The sequence below is a fragment of the Streptomyces sp. SudanB52_2052 genome, from assembly GCF_964272415.1.
Taxonomy (GTDB): domain Bacteria; phylum Actinomycetota; class Actinomycetes; order Streptomycetales; family Streptomycetaceae; genus Streptomyces; species Streptomyces olindensis.
This window is the reverse complement of record NZ_OZ186796.1, coordinates 776,666-794,814: the sequence shown is the minus strand read 5'-3', so window position 1 is coordinate 794,814 and position 18,149 is coordinate 776,666. Positions and strand designations below refer to the sequence as shown.

The 18,149-nt window shown below is 72.9% G+C and carries 18 protein-coding genes and 2 pseudogenes; 5 read left to right on the top strand and 15 right to left on the bottom strand.

Translation table 11 applies throughout. The features are described from left to right. Window positions 1-9: 9 nt before the first annotated feature. Window positions 10-423: a pyridoxamine 5'-phosphate oxidase family protein gene (locus ACSUPV_RS03695; RefSeq protein ID WP_031121335.1), complete on the bottom strand. Its 414-nt coding sequence runs from the start codon at window positions 421-423 to the stop codon at window positions 10-12. A gap of 160 nt (window positions 424-583) precedes the next feature. Beyond that, a pseudogene (locus tag ACSUPV_RS03690) lies at window positions 584-766 on the bottom strand (RICIN domain-containing protein); the annotation flags it as partial. Here ACSUPV_RS03690 and ACSUPV_RS03685 point away from each other — a divergent pair. Continuing rightward, window positions 767-1,525 (top strand): annotated as a pseudogene (locus ACSUPV_RS03685) (RICIN domain-containing protein); the annotation flags it as partial. Window positions 1,526-2,009: 484 nt separating this feature from the next. Here ACSUPV_RS03685 and ACSUPV_RS03680 read toward each other — a convergent pair. Continuing rightward, on the bottom strand, window positions 2,010-2,288 hold the full coding sequence (locus ACSUPV_RS03680; RefSeq protein ID WP_436946900.1) for a hypothetical protein: 279 nt from the start codon (window positions 2,286-2,288) through the stop codon (window positions 2,010-2,012). 13 nt (window positions 2,289-2,301) lie between these two features. Then, window positions 2,302-2,571: a hypothetical protein gene (locus ACSUPV_RS03675; protein ID WP_436946899.1), complete on the bottom strand. Its 270-nt coding sequence runs from the start codon at window positions 2,569-2,571 to the stop codon at window positions 2,302-2,304. Window positions 2,572-2,731: 160 nt separating this feature from the next. On the opposite strand from ACSUPV_RS03675, the gene ACSUPV_RS03670 reads away from it, so the two are divergent. The 3 genes from ACSUPV_RS03670 to ACSUPV_RS03660 are packed head-to-tail and all read left to right on the top strand — an operon-like array spanning window position 2,732 to window position 5,889. Further along, on the top strand, window positions 2,732-3,103 hold the full coding sequence (locus ACSUPV_RS03670) for a DUF4333 domain-containing protein (protein ID WP_037764582.1): 372 nt from the start codon (window positions 2,732-2,734) through the stop codon (window positions 3,101-3,103). Between the two features lie 19 nt (window positions 3,104-3,122). Further along, window positions 3,123-3,845, top strand: coding sequence for an ABC transporter ATP-binding protein (locus tag ACSUPV_RS03665; RefSeq protein WP_382609155.1), 723 nt, complete (start codon window positions 3,123-3,125; stop codon window positions 3,843-3,845). A gap of 31 nt (window positions 3,846-3,876) precedes the next feature. Then, a complete protein-coding gene (locus ACSUPV_RS03660) occupies window positions 3,877-5,889 on the top strand; it encodes an FtsX-like permease family protein (RefSeq protein ID WP_436946898.1) in 2,013 nt (670 codons plus the stop codon). Between the two features lie 13 nt (window positions 5,890-5,902). On the opposite strand, the gene ACSUPV_RS03655 is transcribed toward ACSUPV_RS03660, so the two are convergent. The 3 genes from ACSUPV_RS03655 to ACSUPV_RS03645 form a co-directional block, all read right to left on the bottom strand. After that, window positions 5,903-7,519 (bottom strand): MDR family MFS transporter, encoded by a 1,617-nt coding sequence (locus ACSUPV_RS03655; protein ID WP_436946897.1) that lies wholly within the window; start codon window positions 7,517-7,519, stop codon window positions 5,903-5,905. Between the two features lie 88 nt (window positions 7,520-7,607). Beyond that, window positions 7,608-8,816 (bottom strand): glycosyltransferase, encoded by a 1,209-nt coding sequence (locus tag ACSUPV_RS03650; protein WP_436946896.1) that lies wholly within the window; start codon window positions 8,814-8,816, stop codon window positions 7,608-7,610. A 78-nt stretch (window positions 8,817-8,894) separates the two neighbouring features. Next, entirely contained in the window at window positions 8,895-10,217 is a 1,323-nt protein-coding gene (locus ACSUPV_RS03645) for a UDP-glucose dehydrogenase family protein (RefSeq protein ID WP_436946895.1), read from the bottom strand. A gap of 288 nt (window positions 10,218-10,505) precedes the next feature. Here ACSUPV_RS03645 and ACSUPV_RS03640 point away from each other — a divergent pair, with 288 nt between their 5' ends. Then, window positions 10,506-11,171, top strand: coding sequence for a TetR family transcriptional regulator (locus ACSUPV_RS03640; protein WP_051649022.1), 666 nt, complete (start codon window positions 10,506-10,508; stop codon window positions 11,169-11,171). Between the two features lie 77 nt (window positions 11,172-11,248). Here the strand turns inward: ACSUPV_RS03640 and ACSUPV_RS03635 are convergent, their stop codons facing one another. From ACSUPV_RS03635 to ACSUPV_RS03600, 8 genes are all read right to left on the bottom strand, one after another. Then, complete coding sequence (locus ACSUPV_RS03635; RefSeq protein ID WP_382609142.1) at window positions 11,249-11,467, bottom strand: hypothetical protein; 219 nt, start codon at window positions 11,465-11,467, stop codon at window positions 11,249-11,251. Between the two features lie 59 nt (window positions 11,468-11,526). Continuing rightward, window positions 11,527-12,378, bottom strand: coding sequence for an ABC transporter permease (locus tag ACSUPV_RS03630; RefSeq protein ID WP_031121319.1), 852 nt, complete (start codon window positions 12,376-12,378; stop codon window positions 11,527-11,529). Beyond that, window positions 12,375-13,343 carry an ABC transporter ATP-binding protein gene (locus tag ACSUPV_RS03625; RefSeq protein ID WP_436946894.1) on the bottom strand — a complete coding sequence of 323 codons (969 nt, stop codon included), beginning with the start codon at window positions 13,341-13,343 and terminating at the stop codon, window positions 12,375-12,377. Before ACSUPV_RS03625 ends, ACSUPV_RS03630 begins: the two co-directional genes overlap by 4 nt. Window positions 13,344-13,562: 219 nt before the next feature. After that, a complete protein-coding gene (locus ACSUPV_RS03620) occupies window positions 13,563-14,669 on the bottom strand; it encodes an ABC transporter substrate-binding protein (RefSeq protein ID WP_037764567.1) in 1,107 nt (368 codons plus the stop codon). Between the two features lie 243 nt (window positions 14,670-14,912). Further along, window positions 14,913-15,014, bottom strand: a complete 102-nt coding sequence (locus ACSUPV_RS03615) for a putative leader peptide (protein WP_359791606.1) — start codon at window positions 15,012-15,014, stop codon at window positions 14,913-14,915. A 137-nt stretch (window positions 15,015-15,151) separates the two neighbouring features. Continuing rightward, window positions 15,152-15,610 (bottom strand): RrF2 family transcriptional regulator, encoded by a 459-nt coding sequence (locus tag ACSUPV_RS03610; protein WP_031121316.1) that lies wholly within the window; start codon window positions 15,608-15,610, stop codon window positions 15,152-15,154. A gap of 90 nt (window positions 15,611-15,700) precedes the next feature. Further along, a complete protein-coding gene (locus tag ACSUPV_RS03605; protein WP_037764565.1) occupies window positions 15,701-16,600 on the bottom strand; it encodes a TauD/TfdA dioxygenase family protein in 900 nt (299 codons plus the stop codon). A 40-nt stretch (window positions 16,601-16,640) separates the two neighbouring features. Then, complete coding sequence (locus tag ACSUPV_RS03600; protein WP_359791611.1) at window positions 16,641-17,870, bottom strand: acyl-CoA dehydrogenase family protein; 1,230 nt, start codon at window positions 17,868-17,870, stop codon at window positions 16,641-16,643. Between the last annotated feature and the right edge of the window lie 279 nt (window positions 17,871-18,149).

Here is an 18,149-nt window from a genome sequence, read left to right as displayed (position 1 = left end):
CGTGCCGCGTCACCAACCAGGCGGGCGCACCGTGCCCATCACGCGGGTCACGGTGATCTCGATGACCACGCGCTCGGGGTTGGGGCGGGGCGGCCGGTAGCGCTCGGCGTAGCGCCGTTCGGCCTCGGCGACGGACTGCGGATCGTCCTTGATCAGCGCGACGCCTTCCAGGGTGCACCATCGGCGTCCCTCGACCTGGCTGACCGCTACTTTCGCGCCGGGTCCGGCCGCCCGGACGTTGCGGACCTTCTTGCTTCCCGCGCTGCTGATGATGCGTGCGATGCCGGTCTCGGGATCGAAGGTGACACCCACCGGGACGAGATGCGGACTGCCGTCCGGGCGGTGGGTGACGAGGAAGCAGATCCGGCGTTCCTGCCAGAACCGGTCATCCTCCGCCCCGGGGGGAGGTACGTCGACTGTCATGGTGGTCCTTCGTGCTGCGTCCGGCCGCTGGGCGCGTCGCCGGGGGCGTCTTCGCGCCACTAGGTTACTGGCAGGTCAACCTGCTCCGGCGAAGTGGCCGGGGCCCGGCTCCCTCGCCCGGGCCCCGGCCGCCGGGCCCGTCAGGCCCCGGCCGCCGTGCCTACTGAACGAGCTCCCAGTCCTGGGAGCCGTCCGTGAGCGCGTTCTGCAAGGTCAGTTGCGCCCCGGCGGACGCGCCGGTCAGGTACAGGCTCGGGTTCTTGACGGACTGCAGCTTGTAGAACCCGTCGGCGGTCTTGACGAGGTTCCAGCTGCCCGTGGCGCTGTCGTCCACCCACTGCCCGCCACCGACCAGCAGTGGCGCTTCGTACAGCAGCCTTCCGGCTACTTCAAGATCTTCAACGTGGCCAGTGGCAAGGTCCTCGGTGTGGAGAACCAGTCCACCGCCAACGGCGCCAGGATCCTTCAGTGGGACGACAACGGCACCCTCGACCACGAATGGGCCGTCGCACCGCACCAGGCCGGTGGCTACACGATCACCAACCGCGTGACCGGCAAGTACCTCGAGATCCCGAACGCCTCCACCACCGTCGGCACCACCGCGGTGCAGTGGAGCGGCACCGACTGCGCCTGCCAGCGCTGGAACTTCGCGCAGACCGCTCTGCCGCCGCTGGGCACCGGTCAGTACGTCCTGGTCAACAAGAACAGGGGCAAGTACCTCGACATCCCCCAGGCCTCCACCACCGCGGGCACCGCGGCCAACCAGTGGCGCAACTCCGCCTGCCGCTGCCAGCTGTTCACGTTCCAGTCCGCCGGCAACGGAGCCTGGAACATCAGGAACGTCAACAGCAATCTCAACCTGGACATCCGCGACTCCGCCGGTACCGCGGGCGCGGCCGTCGTCCAGAACACCGCCTCCGGCGCCGACTCCCAGAAGTGGACCCTCGTCGACGCGGGCGAAGGCTACTACCGGCTCCGGAACGTGAACAGCACCCTCGTCGCCGGGGTCGCCCAGTCCTCCACCGCCGACGGCGCGGCCGTCGTCCAGTGGAACAGCGTCGACGTCGACGACCAGCTCTGGAAGATCGTCCGCATCAACTGATCCAACGAGGCACCGGGGCACCGGCCTCCCCACCCGCCGGGCCCGCCGTCAAGGCGGCGGGCCCGGTCCGGCATCCGCGAGCCCGCCCGGGTGCCCCCGCGGCCGTCGTCCGCGACCGTCACCTCCAGGCGGCCGGAGTCGTCGCGCAGCGGGACCTCGACGTGTGCGGCGTCGGCCGCGTGACGGCGGATGTTCGTGAGGGGTTCCTGCACGACCCGGAAGGCGGCGGCCTGCACCTCGTGGGGGAGGGCGTCGGGGGACAGGGCGGGATCGCGCCGCAGGACGACCTGCTGACCCGGCGTCGCGAACCCGTCGATCAGTTCGGTGATGCCCGCGAGGTCACCGATCGGGCGGCGGTCGGCCGCCTCCTCTCCGGTGTCGCGCAGCACGCCGACCGTGCGGCGCATCGAGGCGAGGGCCTCGGTCGCGGTGCGTTCGATGCCGGCCAGGACCGGGTCGAGGTCCTGCGGCCGGGACCGCGCCATCATTGTTCGCCGCGGCGGGACTCCGTGACGGCGACGGCCCGGCGGTAGTCCAACGAGCGCAGATGGCCCGCGAGTCCGGCGACGAGGCCGACCAGCAGCGGAGCGATCACCTCCAGGCCCACCGCGTCGCTGCTCGGCGTCACGTCGCCGCGTACCGGCAGGACGCGCAGGGCGCCCGCGTCGAGGACGCCCCACCCGATGGCCCAGCGCGGCGGGCAGTGCCGCACCGCGATGAAGAGCAGGCACAGCGGGATCACGACCTCGCCCGGGCCGAACACGACCGGCCCCGGATCAGCAGCGACGTGAAGGTGAGGAGGACCGACACGGCGGCGGGCACGGCGGTGCGCGCCAGCGGGTCAGCCACTCGGGTCGCCGCCCGGCCGGCCACAGCACGGCGGCCAGCCCCACGAGCAACACGGCCAGGGTCGGCCAGACGGGGTCCGCCAGCGGCAGGACACTCGTTCCGTCGGCACCGGCGAAGAGGACGTCGACGACACACGTGGCCGGCAGGGCACCCACGGCGAGGCCACGGGGCCGGCTCCGGGCGGAAACACGCTTCATGCCGATCACCGTAGGTCGGGGCCCCGGCAGCGGGATCGGCCGAACGGTCGAGGGGCCCGCGGAACGCGGCGCGTGATGCCGACCGTTCGGCCGAGGCGCGCGTGCGGGCCGGCGGGCGAGGGTGGAGCCGCATCCTCACCACGGACATCAGGAGTACGCGATGCAGCGCAGCACGTTCCTCATCGGTGCCGTCGGCGGCGCGACCGCCGTCGTCGCGCTGGGCGGCCTCGGCACCTATCTGCTCTCGGGCACCGAGTCGACCAGCCGCCTGGACGGGTACAGCACGGTGTCGGTCGACGGCCACAAGGCGCTCTCCGCGAACATCGTCGCGGGCCGCACCCAGAGCAAGTACCACCCGCTTCCCTGGGTCGGCGACAAGCTCTCCGGCGTCTCCTGCCCGACCGGTCTCAAGGCCGTGACCGGAGCCGCCCTCACCTGCACCGGCAAGAAGAGCGACGGCACGACCGTCGAGATCCCCGTCCGCGTGACCAAGGCCGGCGCCCAGAGCGTCACCTGGACGTTCGAGCGCTGAGAAGGAGCCACGACACCCCATGAGCACCGTCCTGGCCGGACACGGCCTCGTCAAGAAGTACGGCTCCACCACCGCCCTGGCCGGCGTGGACGTGGCGGTCCATGCGCGCGACTCGCTGGCGATCATGGGCCCGTCGGGGTCCGGCAAGTCGACCCTGCTGCACACCCTCGCCGGGATCATCCGCCCCGACGGCGGTCAGGTGCTGCTGCGCGGCGAGCGAAGCGAGATGGGGGTCCCCCCGGCCGAAGGCTGGGGGCGCATCGACGACCTCGGCGAGAACCGGCTGAGCGCGCTGCGCCGCAAGCGCTTCGGCTTCGTCTTCCAGTTCGGCCAGCTGCTGCCGGAACTGCCCGCGGAGGAGAACGTCGCCCTGCCGCTGATGCTGGAAGGCGTGCCGCGGAAGGAGGCCGTCGCCCGGGCCCGCCACTGGTTCGCACCGCTCGGCCTGGAGGGACTGGAGCAGCGCCGCCCCGGCCAGCTCTCCGGCGGACAGGCACAGCGCGTCGCCATCGCCCGCGCCCTGGTCGTCGAGCCGGACGTGGTCTTCGCCGACGAGCCGACCGGGGCCCTGGACCAGCGCACCAGCACGGAGGTCGTCCAGCTGCTGACCTTCGCCACCCGGGAGACCGGAGCCGCCCTGGTCATGGTCACCCACGACGCCGACGTCGCCGCCCACTGCGACCGCGTCCTCCACGTCCGCGACGGCCGCATCAGCGATCACAGCCAGTTCACCGTCGCCTGAGCCGCCTCGCCCGAAGCCCACCGGAGTCCCCATGCGTTCCCCCGTCCTGCCCCTGACCTGGCACCTCGCCAAGTCCTCCGGCCGCCGCGGCCTGCACTCCCAACTGCTCGCCGCCGGGGCCGCCGCCGTCGGCTCGTTCCTCCTGCTGCTGATGATCGCCGCCTCCCTCGGCGCGGGCACCCGCGCCGACCACACCACATGGCGCACCCCCGACGCCGTTCCGGCCGGGAAGGCCACGGCCGTCCAGGCCACGACCACGACGTACGTCCGCCACGAACCGGTGACCGTCGTGAACCTGGCCCGGCTGCCCGGCCGGGGGCCGACGCCCGCACCGCCCGGCCTGAGCGGCTTCCCGAAGCAGGGCCAGGTGTACGTCTCCCCGGCCCTGGCCGACCTCCTGCGCGAGCTGCCCGCGGACCGACTCGCCGGCCGCTTCCCGGAGGTGAGGTCCTACGGCACGATCGGCGCCGCCGGTCTCGCCTCTCCCGACGAACTGGTCGCGGTGGTCGGACGGGCGCCCGGCGACGCGGCCGTCTCCAAGGCCGCCGGAGAGCAGAACTACTACGACGAGAACCTGACGGAGCGCGCCCCGATCGCCGGTTTCTCCGGCACCGAGGCGAGCGTGTTCACCGGCACCGACCAGGGGACCGTGCTCCTGGGGGTGGTACTCCTCGTCATGCCGGTCGTCGTGCCGGCCTCGGCCGCCGGACGGCTCGGCGCGGCCCGGCGCGAGCAGCGGCTCGCCGCACTGCGGCTGGCCGGGGCGACCCCACGCCAGATCCTCGCCATGACCGCCGTCGAGGCGGCCGCCGTCGGCGCGGCCGGGGCGCTCGCGGGCGCGCTCGCCTACACGGCACTGCTGCCCGCGCTCGCCGAAGTCCCGTACGGCGTCGGCGCCTGGTACACCGGTCAGCTGTGGGTGGGGCCCGCGTGGCTCGCCGCGGTGGTGCTGGCCGTCACGGCACTGATCACCGTCAGCGCGGTGACGTTGCTCCGCCAGGTGGCCACCTCGCCCCTCGGCGTCGCCCAGCAGGCCGACCCCCGCCGGACCCGCCTGATCCGTCTGCTGCTGTTCGTCGCGGTCCTGGTCTACATCTGGTCGACCACGGGCGGCGGCCAGCTGAAGCCCCGTCAACTGCTGGCCCTGCTCGCGCTCTTCTACGGCGCGTTCTGGCTGCTCGGCCCGTGGGTCGTGGACCGGCTGGGACGGATCGTGGGCCGCCGTGCCAAGCGCCCGGCCACGCTGCTGGCCGCGCGCCGCCTCAGCGACGACCCGCGCGGCGCCTGGCGCACCGTCAGCGGCCTGGTCCTCGCCGGCTTCGTGGCCGGGTTTTTCTCCGTCAGCTCCCTCGGCTCCGAAGGCCCCCGCCATGAGGGCCAGGTGGCGGTGATCACCGCGAACGCCGCCGACGCCCGGCACACCGCGTCCGAGGCCCGCACGCTCCTGCGCGAGGCGGGCGTCACGGCGACCGTCGCCGTCACGAGCGAGGACGACTACGAGAGCCTGCTCGGCGGGATCAACGGCGTGACCGCCCAGGTCACCGGCGGGCAGGAGCAGATCGACACCGCCGTCACCGCCCTGACGCCCCTCGGCTCGGGCAGGTACCCGATCACGCAGGAGTACGTGTCCGCCTCGGACGACACCGCTCTCGACCGCATCGCCACCGTCAGCACCGCCACCCTGGTGCTGAGCTTCCTCGTAGCGGCCGCCTCCGCCGGACTCACGGCCGCCGCGAACGTCCTCGACCGGCGCCGGGTCTACGGCCTGCTGCGGCTGGCCGGCACCCCGCTCCAGGTGCTGGACCGGGCTCGGATCCGCGAGACGGTCATCCCGTTGACGGTCCTGGCCGGCGGTACCACCGCGATGGGTGTCTTCGGCGCCACGCAGCTCAACAAGGCGGCCGGCACCACCATCAACACCTCCGGTGCCGTGCAACTGGCGATCTGCGTGGCCGTCGGCGCGCTCGCCATGTTCGCCGCGATCGCCGGCAGCAAGCCGCTGCTGCGGAAGGTGACGGCGGGCCCGGCACAGACGGCGGACTGACGCCGTGCCGACGCTACTCGTCGGACAGCGTGAGGTCGGGAACCCGCCAGGCCGCCAGCACGAAGGCGAGCAGGGACACCGCGGCGCCGGTGAGGAAGACGAGGCGCATCGAGGCGACGTAACCCTCCAGGAACGGCAGCGCCACGCCCGGGTCGAGGGCGTGCAGGAAGGCGGAATCCTCCAGGTCGACCCCGCCGCCGGGGCGGAGGACACCGGTCAGGGCGTGCGCGTTGTCGGGCTGGGCCAGGAGCCGGCGGTAGGCCGGGTCGTGGCGGGCCTCGGCCAGCCGCTCGGCGATGCTGCCGGCCGCCGTGGTGAACAGGATCGACAGGAACGCCGCGGTGCCGACCGTACCGCCGTTGGAGCGGAAGAAGTTGACGGACGCCGTCGCCGCTCCCATGTCCGTACGGGGCACCTCGCACTGCGCGAGCGTGGTGAGCGTCTGCATCGACGCGCCGAGTCCCGCGCCCATCAGGGCCATGCCGAGCGCCGGGTGCCACAGCGGACTGTCCACGCGCAGCGTCGCGAACACGAGCATCGCGGCGGTGAACGAGCCGACACCGGCGACGAGATGGACCTTGAACCGGCCGGTCCGGGCGATCATCCGGCCCGTCAGCAAGGTCACCGCGAGGTTCGCGGCGACCGTGGGCAGGGTCGCCAGGCCCGCCGCGATGGGGCTCATGCCGCGCACGAGCTGGAGGTAGAGCGGCAGCGTCGTCATCGCGCCGAACATGCCGATGCCGACGACGAAGTGCAGCCCGACGCCCAGCCGGAAGCTCCGGATGCGGAACAGGCGCGGCGGCAGCAGCGCGGCGTCACCGGAACGGCGCTCCACCAGGACGAACCCGGCCAGTCCCGCCACGCCGATCGCGTACATCACCAGGGCCCGGGGCGAGTCCCACCCCCAGACCCGGCCCTGCTCGGCGACCGTCAGCAGCGGCACCAGCCCCACGGCCAGGGTGAGGGCCCCCGCGTAGTCGAGCCGGTGCCGCACCCGCCGGTGCGGGAAGCGGAGCACCCGCATGATCGCCACCGCTGCCGCGGCGGCGAGCGGCACGTTGATCAGGAAGATCCAGCGCCAGCCGGCGATGCCCAGCAGCTCGGCCCGGTCCGCGAAGGCACCGCCCACGAGCGGGCCCACGATGCTGGCGCCGCCGAACACGGCCATGAAGTAACCCTGGTAGCGGCCCCGTTCACGTGGCGTGGTGATGTCGGCGACGATGGTCATCGCCAGCGACATCAGGCCGCCGCCGCCGAGCCCCTGCACGGCGCGGAACGCCGCGAGTTCGTAGATCGAGGTGGCGCATCCGCACAGCAGCGAGCCGACGGTGAACAGGACGATCGCGGCGAGGTAGACGGGCCTGCGGCCGTGCAGGTCGGAGAGTTTGCCGTACAGCGGCGTGGCGATGGTGGCGGTGATGAGGTACGCGGTGGTCACCCACGCCTGGGCGGTCAGCCCGTGCAGGTCGTCGGCGATGGTGCGCAGCGCGGACGAGACCACCGTCTGGTCCAGCGCGCCCAGGAACATGCCGAGCACCAGCCCGGACATCACGGTGGTGATCTGCCGGTGACTGAGCCGCGGGGGCATGTCCCCGGCCGCGCCCGGTTCGCGGGTGTCGGAGAAGGTCACGTGTCGTCCTCGGGGTGGGGGGCGGGTACGGCGCGCGGGCGCGGGCCGCCCGGGAACCCCGGTGCGTTCCGCGCACGCGCCGAGGCGGCTAGCCGGCGATGCCGGCCAGGTCCTCGACCGCCTGACCGATCTCCGGCAGTGTCAGCATCGCCAGCTGGGCCGAGCGGGCCCGCGCCCGGGGCTCGGGATCGGCGAGGAGCTTGCGGCACACGTCGGCGATGCCCGTCGCGCTGCGGTCCGTGATGTGACGGCCCATGCCGAGTTCCTCCACGCGCTCCGCGTTGGCGGGCTGGTCCCCGAAGTGCGGCAGGACCGCCAGCGGCGTGCCGGTGCGCATGGCCTCCCGGATGCTGTTGAAGCCGCCGTGGGTGACGAACAGGTCGACCGACTCCAGCAGCAGCGGCTGCGGCACCCGCTCGGTGACATGGACGTGCCCGGGCAGTCCCGCGGTGTCCACCGGTATCCCGGAGGTCGACACGACCACCGTGCAGTCGTCCAGCTCGGCCGCCGCTTCCACGATCGCGCGCAGGCTCTCGGCGGGGTCCGGCAGCTTCACGGGCAGCGGCGGCTCCTCGTCCGCCGTGCGCTCACGGATCTTCGGCAGGGCGGTACCGATCGCGGCGTACACCAGCGGCCGGTCCGTGGGCAGTCGGGCGGCCCACTCCGGCAGCACCCCGCCGCGCTCGACGTCCACCGTCTGCCGGTAGGACCACGCCTTGGCCAGGTGACGGGCGAAGGAGTACGCGGGCGGCACGTAGTCGACGCGGCCGTGCGGTGCCACGGACAGCGGGTCGTCCACCACGGGCAGTCCCAGCTCCGCGCGCCGCTCGTTCAGCTGTGGCAGCACCTCGGCGGGGTCCAGGATGTTGCTGAACCCGGACGGCGTCGGCAACTGCGGCACGCCGAGCAGTTCGGCGGTGAGCACCGCGCTCATGTCCATGCCGTCCCGCAGGACCAGGTCGGGCCGGAAGTCCCGGGCGAGGGGGAGCAGGATGTCCAGGTGCGGCTTGACTCCCGGCCCGGCCACGTGGCGCATCAGCAGCCGGGCCAGCGCCTCGGTCGGCTCCGCCAGGTCGGCGGTGCCCTGGAGCTCGGCGAGGTACGGGCCCGCCGCGGCGAGCGGGTTGAACTCCGGTAAGCCGGCCTCCACTTGTACGTCGTCGTCGCGGAAGACGGGGACGAGCGCTTCGGTGGTGACCACCAGCACCTGATGCCCGGCACCGGCGAGGGCGCGCAGCAGGGGCAGTTGGGCACGCCCGTGGGAGGGACTGCCGAGCGTGGTGCACAGAACCCGCATGGGATGAGCCTTTCTCTTGGATTCTTCTTCCGAGGGAGGGGCGATCGAGGCGGCGGCGCGCACCGGTGCCCGCGCCAGTCACGCCACCCGCGCCGGAGCCTCCGCGCGCCCGATGCCGTGCCGGCTCAGCCCGGCCCGCGCGAGCCGGTCCGCGTCCAGCAGGTCGCGGAAGTCGTGGACCTCCCGGCCGGACATGCGCGCGGCGATCGCCGCCCAGTCGAGGTCGCGCAGCTCCGGCCACTCGGTGAGGACGAGACAGGCCGCCGCCCCCTCCGCCGCCCGCACCGGGTCGTCGACGAGGTCGAGCAGATCGCTCAGGTCGGGCCGCTCCTCACGCAACGCCGGGTCGTACGCCGTGAGTTCGGCTCCGCGCTCGCGCAGCAGCCGGGCGACGGAGAGCGCGGGGGAGTCACGCAGATCGGAGGTGCCGGCCTTGAAGCTCAGGCCGTACAGGGCGAGTCGTACGCCGCGCAGCGATCCGTCCGCGCCGCTTCCGCACGAGGCGGCGACCCGGTCGACGAGCTGCCGCTGGTGGGCGACGTTGGTCTCGATGGTGGCGCGCAGCAGGGGGAAGTCGACCCCGGCCAGTTCGCACACGGTCAGCAGGGCGTGGGTGTCCTTGGGCAGGCAGGAGCCGCCCCAGCCGGGCCCGGGCCGCAGGAACGCGGAGCCGATGCGCGGGTCCCGGCCGATGCCCTCGGTGACGTCGTCGATGTCGGCGCCGAAGCGCTCGCAGACGGTGGCCAGGTTGTTGGCGAAGGACAGCTTCATCGCGAGGAAGAAGTTCGCCGCGTACTTGGTCAGTTCGGCGCTCGCCGGGTCGGTGAGCACCAGCGGGGCGTCCAGCCCGGCGTACAGGTCGGCGACGCGCCGGGCGGCCTCCCGGTCGGCGGCGCCGATGACGATCCGGTCGGGGTGCAGGAAGTCCTGCACGGCGCGGCCCTCGCGCAGGAACTCGGGGTTGCTCACCACGGCCACGTCGTCCCGGCCGAGCAGCGCGGCGACGCGCTCGCTCGTCCCGACCGGCACGGTCGACTTGTTGACGACGACACAGCCGGGCGGCAGTACGTCGCGGATCTGCGCGGCCACGGCCTCCACCGCGGCGAGGTCGGCCGCGCCGCCCGCGCCCATGGGCGTGGGCAGGCACAGGAACACGACCTCGGCCTCGGCGACGGCGGCCGCGGTGTCGCCGGTGAAGTCGAGCAGGTCCGCGTCCAGGGCGTCCCGGACGGTCTCGGGCAGGCCGGGCTCGAGGATGTCCACCCGGGCCTCGCGCAGTCGCTCGACCTTGTGCGGGTCGGCGTCCGCGCACACCACACAGTGCCCGAGAAAGGCCAGACAGGCGCCGGTTGTCAGTCCGACGTAGCCGGTGCCGATCACGGCGACGCGTCGAGCAGGCACAGAGGATCACCTTTTCCGGTCGGTGGGGGATGCCCGCGTGCGACGGCCGAGGAGCGCGCCGGAGCGCGCTCGACCACGTCGTGCGGGCGGACCTGGAAGGGCCGACTCCGTCGTACGGCCCGGGCACAGCGAGGACTCAAGTCACCAAGCGTTGACCGGAGTCAGGTATCGCATGCGCCGAGAAGACAAGTCAACGTTTGATGACAACGGTCGGTGACTTTGAGACAGTCGCCGCAGACTGGAACATGGGCGGACGGCCGAAGGGCCGTGGACCAGGAGGTGCGGTACGTGACCGGAGTACACAACGGCGAGGCGGCGAAGGCGGCGGCCCGCCGGCCCGCCCACAAACGCTCGGCCTCGGCGACGCGTACGGCGCTGCGGGCCGCCGCGGCCTTCCGCTTCGGCAAGTACGGCTACGAGGGCACCAGCGTGCGCGACATCGCGGGCGACGTGGGGGTGGACGCGGCCCTCGTCTACCGCTACTTCGGCTCGAAAGAAGCGCTGTTCAACGACGTGTCGGGGGCCGGCAGGATATTCGAGCCGCTGCTGGACGAGCCGGTCGAGGCGATACCCGACTGGTTCTGCGCGCTGCTCATGGGGCCGCCGAACGAGGGTGGCTTCCCGCATCCGGTGCTCTCCGTGCTGCGGTCCTCCGGCCGGGACGAGGCGGTGGCACGGCTGCGCGCGGACTTCACGGAGGTGTTCTCCCGTCGCCTGGCCGCCCGCCTCGACGGCCCCGACGCCGACCTGCGGGCGGAACTCCTCGCGGCCTGGATGCTCGGCACGAGCCTGATGCGCACGGAGATTCGCCCGCCCGCCCTCGTCTCGACGCCGGACGCCACGCTGGAGCGGTATCTGCGGGCGGGCATCGAGGTCCTGCTCGGCCCGGCACCGGCGGAGGACGCCGGGACGCCCGGGGCCGGGGGCGAGGAAGACGCCGCCGACGGCGGTTGACGCCGCCGCGCCCTCTCCGCTCGGCCGCAGGGCCCGTCGTGCGCCGGTCTCGGTCAGGTGTAACACGGCGGCCACGGTCACCAGGCTGACCGCCCAGCCGTCGAGCAGGCTGACTCCGGCTGGGACTTCGACGACCGGTGGCCGGAGCGTTTGCGGTGTCGCGCCCCGCGGCGGGCGGGCCAGAGGTTGCCCGCGGTGTAGGCGATCGCGCCGACGAGCGTGCCGAGCGCGGCACCGAGCAGCAGCGCCGAGCCCGCCAGCAGTCCCCACAGTCCCGCAGGCACCACTTCAGCCATGCCGCCACCGGTACCCGGAGCCCCTCCGGCGTCACCCGCGGAGCGATCACGCAGGGGGACTAACCGACCCGCTGCATCGCCTTCCGGTGCCGCTCCGCCATCGCCGCCCCGGACTCGCGGCGGGCCATCCTGCGCAGCACCGACGGTGCGACGAGCAGCCCGGCGACCGTCCAGGCGCCCAGCACGCCCGCCGTCTCCAGATGCCGCCAGGACGCGCCGATCTCGGCGGCCACCGCGTCGGCCGGCAACAACGCTGACCGCAGCGCGAGGCCGAGCCAGTACACGGGGAAGACCTGCCCGACGGTCTGCAGCCACTCGGGGAGCTTCGACAGAGGGAAGTAGATCCCGGAGATCGCGACGAGTCCCATCACCGGAAGCATCAGCAGTCCGACCGTGCGCGGGCTGTCGACGAGTGAGCCGATGACAGCGCCTGCCGGCAGGGTGGCCAGCAGACCGAGCGGGACCGCCCACACGAGTGTCAGCAACGCTCCGCCGCCCTGCCGGGCGACCCCGTCCACGAGGAACACGCCGACGGCGAAGGGGAGTGCCATGGACGCCAGAGCCGTACCCGACACCATGATGATCTTGCCGACGAGGTGGCCGACCATGCCGTGCGGGACGGCCTTGGCCCGCAGCAGCGTGCCGTCCTCGCGCTCGGCCGCGAGCAGTTGCGCCGTGGTCATCATCCCGGTGAACGCGAGGGTCATTCCCAGCATGCTCGGCAGCAGGAACGCGCCGGTCGAGATGTCGGTGCCCTTCAGCCGGTCGTCCCCGGCCAGGAACAGCGGAACGAGGAGCAGCACCGTCCAGAGCACGTAACCGAACACGTCCTGGCCGGTGGTGAAGGTGTGCCGGAGTTCCGTCCAGCCGCGCCGCACCCCTGCTCCGGCCGCGTACCACACGGGACTCATCGCGATCCCTCCCCGAAAGCACGCGCCGCCCGCTCCTCGGGAACGCTCCCCGTCTCCAGCTCCCGCACCATGGTCAGGTAGGTGTCCTCCAGGCTCGCCCGGCGCACCTCCAGCCCGCCGATCGCCTCGCCGTGCTCCTCGAAGAGCCGGCGAACGAACCGGGTGGGCTCGGCCGTCGACTCCTCGAAGCGGCGCCCGTCCCGCGTCCAGCGCACGGTGGCGTCGGCCGAGGCCTGCCGGGACAGCTCCTCGGCCGGACCGTCGGCCACGATCCGCCCGCCGGCCAGGATGAGGATCCGGTGGGCGAGTCTCTCCGCCTCGGCGAGGTCGTGCGTGGTCATCAGGACGGTGGTGTTCTCGTCCGCGAGCCCGCGCACCAGACCGTGGAACTCGTTCCTCGCCTCGGGGGCCAGACCGGCCGTCGGCTCGTCCAGGAACAGCAGCTCGGGCCTGCCCACGATGCCGACGGCCACGTCGAATCGTCTGCGCTGCCCGCCGGACAGGGTCCCGACCCGCTTGTCCGCCTGCTCGGTCAGCCCCACCGCGGCGAGGAGTTCGTCGACGTCCCACGGGCGCCGTATGAGGCCGGTGGAGTACGGCACGTAGTAGGAGCCGAGATGGGCCAGCAACTCCCGCACCCGCCACTTGCCGTGGTCCCGCCAGGACTGCAGCACGACGCCCAGGCGCGCACGCCACCGCTCGTCCCCCCGGGCCGGATCGGTGCCGAGGACGGTCACCTCGCCGTCCGAACGCATCCGGAAGCCTTCCAGGATCTCGATCGTGGTCGTCTTCCCGGCGCCGTTCGGGCCGAGCAGCACCAGGACCTCGCCCCGCCGGGCCGTGAAGCCGACTCCTTTCAACACGTCCTGGGTGCGGTAGCGCATCCGCAGATCGCGTACGGCGATGACCGTGTCGCCGCCTGGCGGTGGGCTGTCGGCCCCTGGTGACGCGTGACCGGTCGTCATCGGCGTTCCCCCGTCCGTCTCGTGTTCCGTCCTGTGGGATCGGGGGCCGGAGACCGTGCCGACGTCCGGGGTCAGGGGACGTCGTCGACGGCTGCGGCTGCCGTTGCCGCCCGGCAGCGGTCGTTCGGGCCCTCTCCGGGCGAACACATTACCGAACGGTTCCGGTGTCTCCCCTGTTCCACGGGACCGGCCCGGCTCAAGGCCGGGCCGGGCGCGTCGTCACCCGGTGCCGAGACCGGCGTCGTCGACCTCCTCCTTGCCCTCGGCCTTGAGGACCTTGTTGAGCGGCGCGAGGTCGTAGATGCCCTCCAGGTCGGGCTTCTCCAGCAGCCCGGCCTTGACCGCGTGTTCGGCCTGGGTGCGGAGGGTGGAGGCGAGCGGGTCGTCGAGGAAGGTGATGGACTTCCAGGCCGGGTCCAGGACGTCGGCGGGCAGCGCCTTCCCGGACAGGGTCTCCAGGGCCTTGTTCGCGGAGGCCTTCGCCCGGTCCGGGTGGGCGTTGATCCACGCGTTGGTCTTCACCGACCCGCGCAGCACGGCCTCGACCACGTCCGGGTGCTGCTTCAGGAACTCCTGCCGCACGATGATGTTCGTGATCACGAACTTCTTGTCGGGCCACAGCGTCGACTCGTCGAGCAGCACCTTGCCGCCCTCGGCGACCAGCTTCGACGCGGTCGGCTCGGGCACCCACGCGCCGTCGATGGAACCGGACTTGTAGGCGTCCGGGGTGACCTTGTTGTCGGTGCGGACGACGGAGACGTCGCCCCGGCCGCTCGCGGCGTCGACCTTCCACCCCTGGTCCTTGACCCAGTTGAGGAACGCGACGTCCTGGGTGTTGCCGTGCTGCGGGGTGGCGATCTTCTTGCCCTTGACGTCCTGGAGGGACGTGATCCGGTCCGGGTTGACGACGAGCTTCACGCCGCCCGAGGCGGAGCCGCCGATGATGCGCAGGTTCCTGCCGTTGGACTTGGTGTAGCCGTTGATGGCGGGGGAGGGGCCGATCCAGCCGATGTCGAGGGAGCCGGCGTTCAGCGCCTCGATCTCGGAGGGGCCGGCGTTGAACGTCGAGGGCTTGATCCTCGTGCCGCCGAGTTCCTTCTGGAGGAGGCCCTCCTGGACGCCGACGAGCGCGGTGGCGTGCGTGAGGTTGGGGAAGTAGCCGATCTTCACTTCGTCGGCGGAGAGCTTCTTCGCGCCCGCCGCGACCTGGCTCTGCTTGCCGTCGTCGGTGGACTGGGAGCCGTAGCCGCAGGCGGTGAGCAGCAGCGGGAGCGCGGCTGCGACGGCGAGGGCGCGCAGGGTGGTGAGCGGTCTGGCGGCAGACACGGAGGTGTCCTCTCGGGGAGACGGGGGGATCGGTGAGGAACGGCGCGTGCGGGGCGTGCGGCCCGCGGGCAGGCGCCGGCGCTCCGCTCGCCGGCACCCGGCGGCGGGAATGCCGCCGCGGGGTCCGGGAGCGGAGGTGTGCGGTGTGTGTGTGTGTGGGGGGGGGGGGGGGGGGGGGGGGGGGGGGGGGGGGGGAGGCGCGGCAGGTGCCGCCGGCCGGAGAGCGGGACTCGGCGGGCGGTCTCAGACGGGTCGACAGATGGCGCTGGACGTCCGGCCCAGGTCGATGTGGCGACGCGAGGTGAGCAGGAGGAACGACCGGTCCGCGCGGTGGTGCGTTCCCATGGCCACCTCCTGGTTCCCTAGTTTTCCTACCGGGCTGATAGGGATCGTGGCAGAAGGCCGCGCCCGCCCCAAGAGGTCATTCACATAGTGGACGAGAGGATCTCACCTGGTGGGATGCGGGGCGACGCCCCGGTCCGTCAGGGGTTGGTCCAGGCTCCCGGCGCGTCGGTCAACGCGGAGACGTCAGGGGGGAGTTGGGCCGATGCGACATCGGCGAGGGACACGCCCTCGAGGATCTCGCGCACATTGGACCGCAGGGCGATCCACAGGGGGAGCAGCGACTGGGCCGGGCCGGAGTACGACAGGTCCGGCGGGCGGACCCCGCGCACCGACACCAGCGGTCCGTCGACCACGCGGATGACGTCGGCGATGCTGATGGACTCCGCGGGCTTCGCCAGCCGGTAGCCGCCGTTGCCGCCGCGCTGGCTGAGGATGAGACCGCCCCGGCGCATGTCGTTGAGGATGCTTTCCAGGAACTTGTGCGGGATGTCCTGGGCGTCGGCGATGGCCTCGGCCTTCAGTGGCAGGTCGTCCCGGGACGCGGCGAGCTGCAGCGCGGCACGTACCGCGTAGTCCGCCCTGGCTGAGATCCGCATGCGTCCATTATCGCGTAGGGCCCCGGCCGGCCTCCGCTCCGGGCGGGCGGCCGGGCAGGGGCCGGAGTCCCTGCCCGGCGGCCGGGCGGCTCATGCCGCGGCGGGGGTGTAGTGCGAGGCGTCGTCGCCCTCGACGACGTGGCTGAGGGTGCCGTCGACGCCGGCGGGGACGTCGCCCGCGACGGTCACCCGGTGCAGGAGCCGGGGCAGGTCACCGTAGTCGTCCGGGGCGTAGTGCTGGGTGATGCGGTTGTCGAACAGGACGACGTCGCCCGGGTTCCAGGCCACCCGCACGATGTTCTCCGGGCGGGTGACGTACGACTGGAAGAGGCGTAGCAGGTCGCGGGAGTCGGAGGGGCCGAGGCCGACGAGGCTCTGGGCGAAGCCGCCGATGAACAGCCCGCGCTCCCCGGTCTCGGGGTGGACGCGGACGACGGGGTGTGCGGTGCGGTACTTCCGCGAGACGAACCGCCTGCGGTACTCGGCCGCCTTCTCGCTCCTGGGAGCCGCGTAGTCGTAGTCGTTGGTGTGCACCGCCCACAGCTTGTCGGCGAGCTCACGCAGTGGTTCGGGCAGGTCCCGGTAGGCGGCACCGGCGTTGGCGATGAGGGTGTTGCCGCCGTAGGGCGGGACGACGATGGCGCGCAGCGTGGACGCCTTCGGGGGCGTACGGACGAAGGTGACGTCGGTGTGCCACTGGTTGGCGCGGATGCCCTCGTCGCCGTCCACGGGCAGGACCCGGGGCTGTCCCTTGACGGAGGACACGGTCGGGTGCGCGGTGGTGAGTTCGCCGAAGAGGGCGGCGAAGCGGAGCTGGCCCGCGTCGTCGAGGTGCTGGTCGCGGAAGACCAGCGCCTTGTGTTCCAGAAGCGCGGAGTTGATCTCGGTGACGAGGGCGGGGGCGAGGTCGGTGCCGAGGTCCACGCCGAGGATCTCGGCGCCGATGCGGCCGCCGATCCTGCGGAGGCCGAAGCCGGTGCCGGTGGTCATGTGCGGTGTCCTTTCGGGGGTTCGAGGCGGGCACGCCGGCTCAGGCGGGCAGGCCGAAGGGCGGGTGGGCGCCGTTGAGGTGGTAGTCGCCGATCTCGCGGAGCCGGTGGGCGACGGGTTCGTAGAGGGTGTGGGTCCGGGCGTTGCGCCAGAAGCGGTCGAAGCCCAGCCGTGCGGAGACGCAGCGGGTGCCGACGATGTCGAGGGCACGGGTGGTGCACTCCTGCGCGGCCCGGGAGGCGGCGGCTTCGGCCATGGCGACGAGGACGGAGATCTCCGCGTACGCGTCGTGGGCGAGGTCCTCGCCGCGGGCCAGTCCGCCGCGCACGGCGTCCAGCGCCTGATCGGCGAGTGCGGCCGCGGAGCGGGTGAGGACGGTGAGTTCCCCGTAGGCGGTCAGCACCTGGGGGTCGTGGGGGGTGCCGACCGGCCAGGCGGGATGCCAGGGGGCGTGGCCCGTCCTGCTGTACTCGCGGGCTTCGGCGAGCACTCCCTCGGCCATGCCGAGAAGGAGTTGCACGGAGACGAGGCGCCCGACCGGAGCCGCCAGGGCGGCCAGCGGCGACAGCATGTCCTCGTCCACGGGCAGGGGGCCGAGCACGTCGTCGGGGGTGACCGGCACGGCGTCGAACTCCACGCTCGCGCCGGCCGCGAGCCGCTGGCCGAAGGGGTCGGCGGCGTCGTCGATCCGCACGCCGGGACGCGCCGGATCCACGACGACGGCGAGCGGTTCGCCGGTGTCGGCCCGCACGGCCCGCACGGCGAGGCGGTCGGCGACCAGGACCCCGGTGGTGTAGCTCTGCCGGCCGTCGAGCACGTGCCCGCCGGCCTTCCTGGCGAGCGTCAGCGGCGGTTCCCGAGGGGCGAAACCAGCGCCCCAGCACCACTGTTCGGCCGCCGACCGCTGCTCGACCCGCGCGGCCACGGCGGGCTCCGCGAAGAACCCGGCGCTCCACGACGCGAAGTAGTGACAGCCGAGCAGCTGACCGATCGCGCCGTCGGCCGCGCCGATCTCCCGTACGACGGCGTAGGCCGTGGCCCAGTCCGCGCCGCCGCCCCCGGACCCGGCCGGTATCAACAGCGTCAGCAGGCCCGCCTCGCGCAGCCGGGACACCTCGTCGAACGGGGCCTTGCCCGCCTGCTCCCTGGCCACCGCGTCCGTGGCCAGGTCGTCCGCCGCCTCGTGGGCCACGCGCAGCCAGTGCGCACGGCCGGGCCCGGGCAGGTCGGATTCCGCGGCGGGGCCGGACGGCGCGGTGGCAACGCCCATGACGTGGGCTCCTCAAGGTCGGTGGCAGGGAGGGAAGTGCCGTGGTCCCGGAGATGTCCCTCAGGGATGCGGCGGGCCGTCGGACGCGGGACGTGTCCGCGCCTGGTCGCCTCACACGCGGGGAGTGGAACGGCACGGGCGAACGCGTGAGCGGCGGGCCTCTTGTCCGCTTATCCGCAACAGCAGGCGGCGCTGCCGACGTGACCGAAGTCGACATGCCGACGACGAACGAGTCGTTGCTGTGTACGGGACATGTACGTCATCCTGCGCACCCCCGTC

What these genes read in the sequence shown, in the direction of transcription:
- ACSUPV_RS03615 (WP_359791606.1), bottom strand. Translation starts at nt 15,014, where the DNA reads ATGGGAACGCACCACCGCGCGGACCGGTCGTTCCTCCTGCTCACCTCG.
- ACSUPV_RS03675 (WP_436946899.1), bottom strand. Translation starts at nt 2,571, where the DNA reads ATGAAGCGTGTTTCCGCCCGGAGCCGGCCCCGTGGCCTCGCCGTGGGT.
- ACSUPV_RS03600 (WP_359791611.1), bottom strand. Translation starts at nt 17,870, where the DNA reads ATGGGCGTTGCCACCGCGCCGTCCGGCCCCGCCGCGGAATCCGACCTG.
- ACSUPV_RS03630 (WP_031121319.1), bottom strand. Translation starts at nt 12,378, where the DNA reads ATGAGTCCCGTGTGGTACGCGGCCGGAGCAGGGGTGCGGCGCGGCTGG.
- ACSUPV_RS03605 (WP_037764565.1), bottom strand. Translation starts at nt 16,600, where the DNA reads ATGACCACCGGCACCGGCTTCGGCCTCCGCAGGATCGGCGGCCGCATC.
- ACSUPV_RS03695 (WP_031121335.1), bottom strand. Translation starts at nt 423, where the DNA reads ATGACAGTCGACGTACCTCCCCCCGGGGCGGAGGATGACCGGTTCTGG.
- ACSUPV_RS03610 (WP_031121316.1), bottom strand. Translation starts at nt 15,610, where the DNA reads ATGCGGATCTCAGCCAGGGCGGACTACGCGGTACGTGCCGCGCTGCAG.
- ACSUPV_RS03635 (WP_382609142.1), bottom strand. Translation starts at nt 11,467, where the DNA reads ATGGCTGAAGTGGTGCCTGCGGGACTGTGGGGACTGCTGGCGGGCTCG.
- ACSUPV_RS03660 (WP_436946898.1), top strand. Translation starts at nt 3,877, where the DNA reads ATGCGTTCCCCCGTCCTGCCCCTGACCTGGCACCTCGCCAAGTCCTCC.
- ACSUPV_RS03625 (WP_436946894.1), bottom strand. Translation starts at nt 13,343, where the DNA reads ATGACGACCGGTCACGCGTCACCAGGGGCCGACAGCCCACCGCCAGGC.
- ACSUPV_RS03650 (WP_436946896.1), bottom strand. Translation starts at nt 8,816, where the DNA reads ATGCGGGTTCTGTGCACCACGCTCGGCAGTCCCTCCCACGGGCGTGCC.
- ACSUPV_RS03670 (WP_037764582.1), top strand. Translation starts at nt 2,732, where the DNA reads ATGCAGCGCAGCACGTTCCTCATCGGTGCCGTCGGCGGCGCGACCGCC.
- ACSUPV_RS03665 (WP_382609155.1), top strand. Translation starts at nt 3,123, where the DNA reads ATGAGCACCGTCCTGGCCGGACACGGCCTCGTCAAGAAGTACGGCTCC.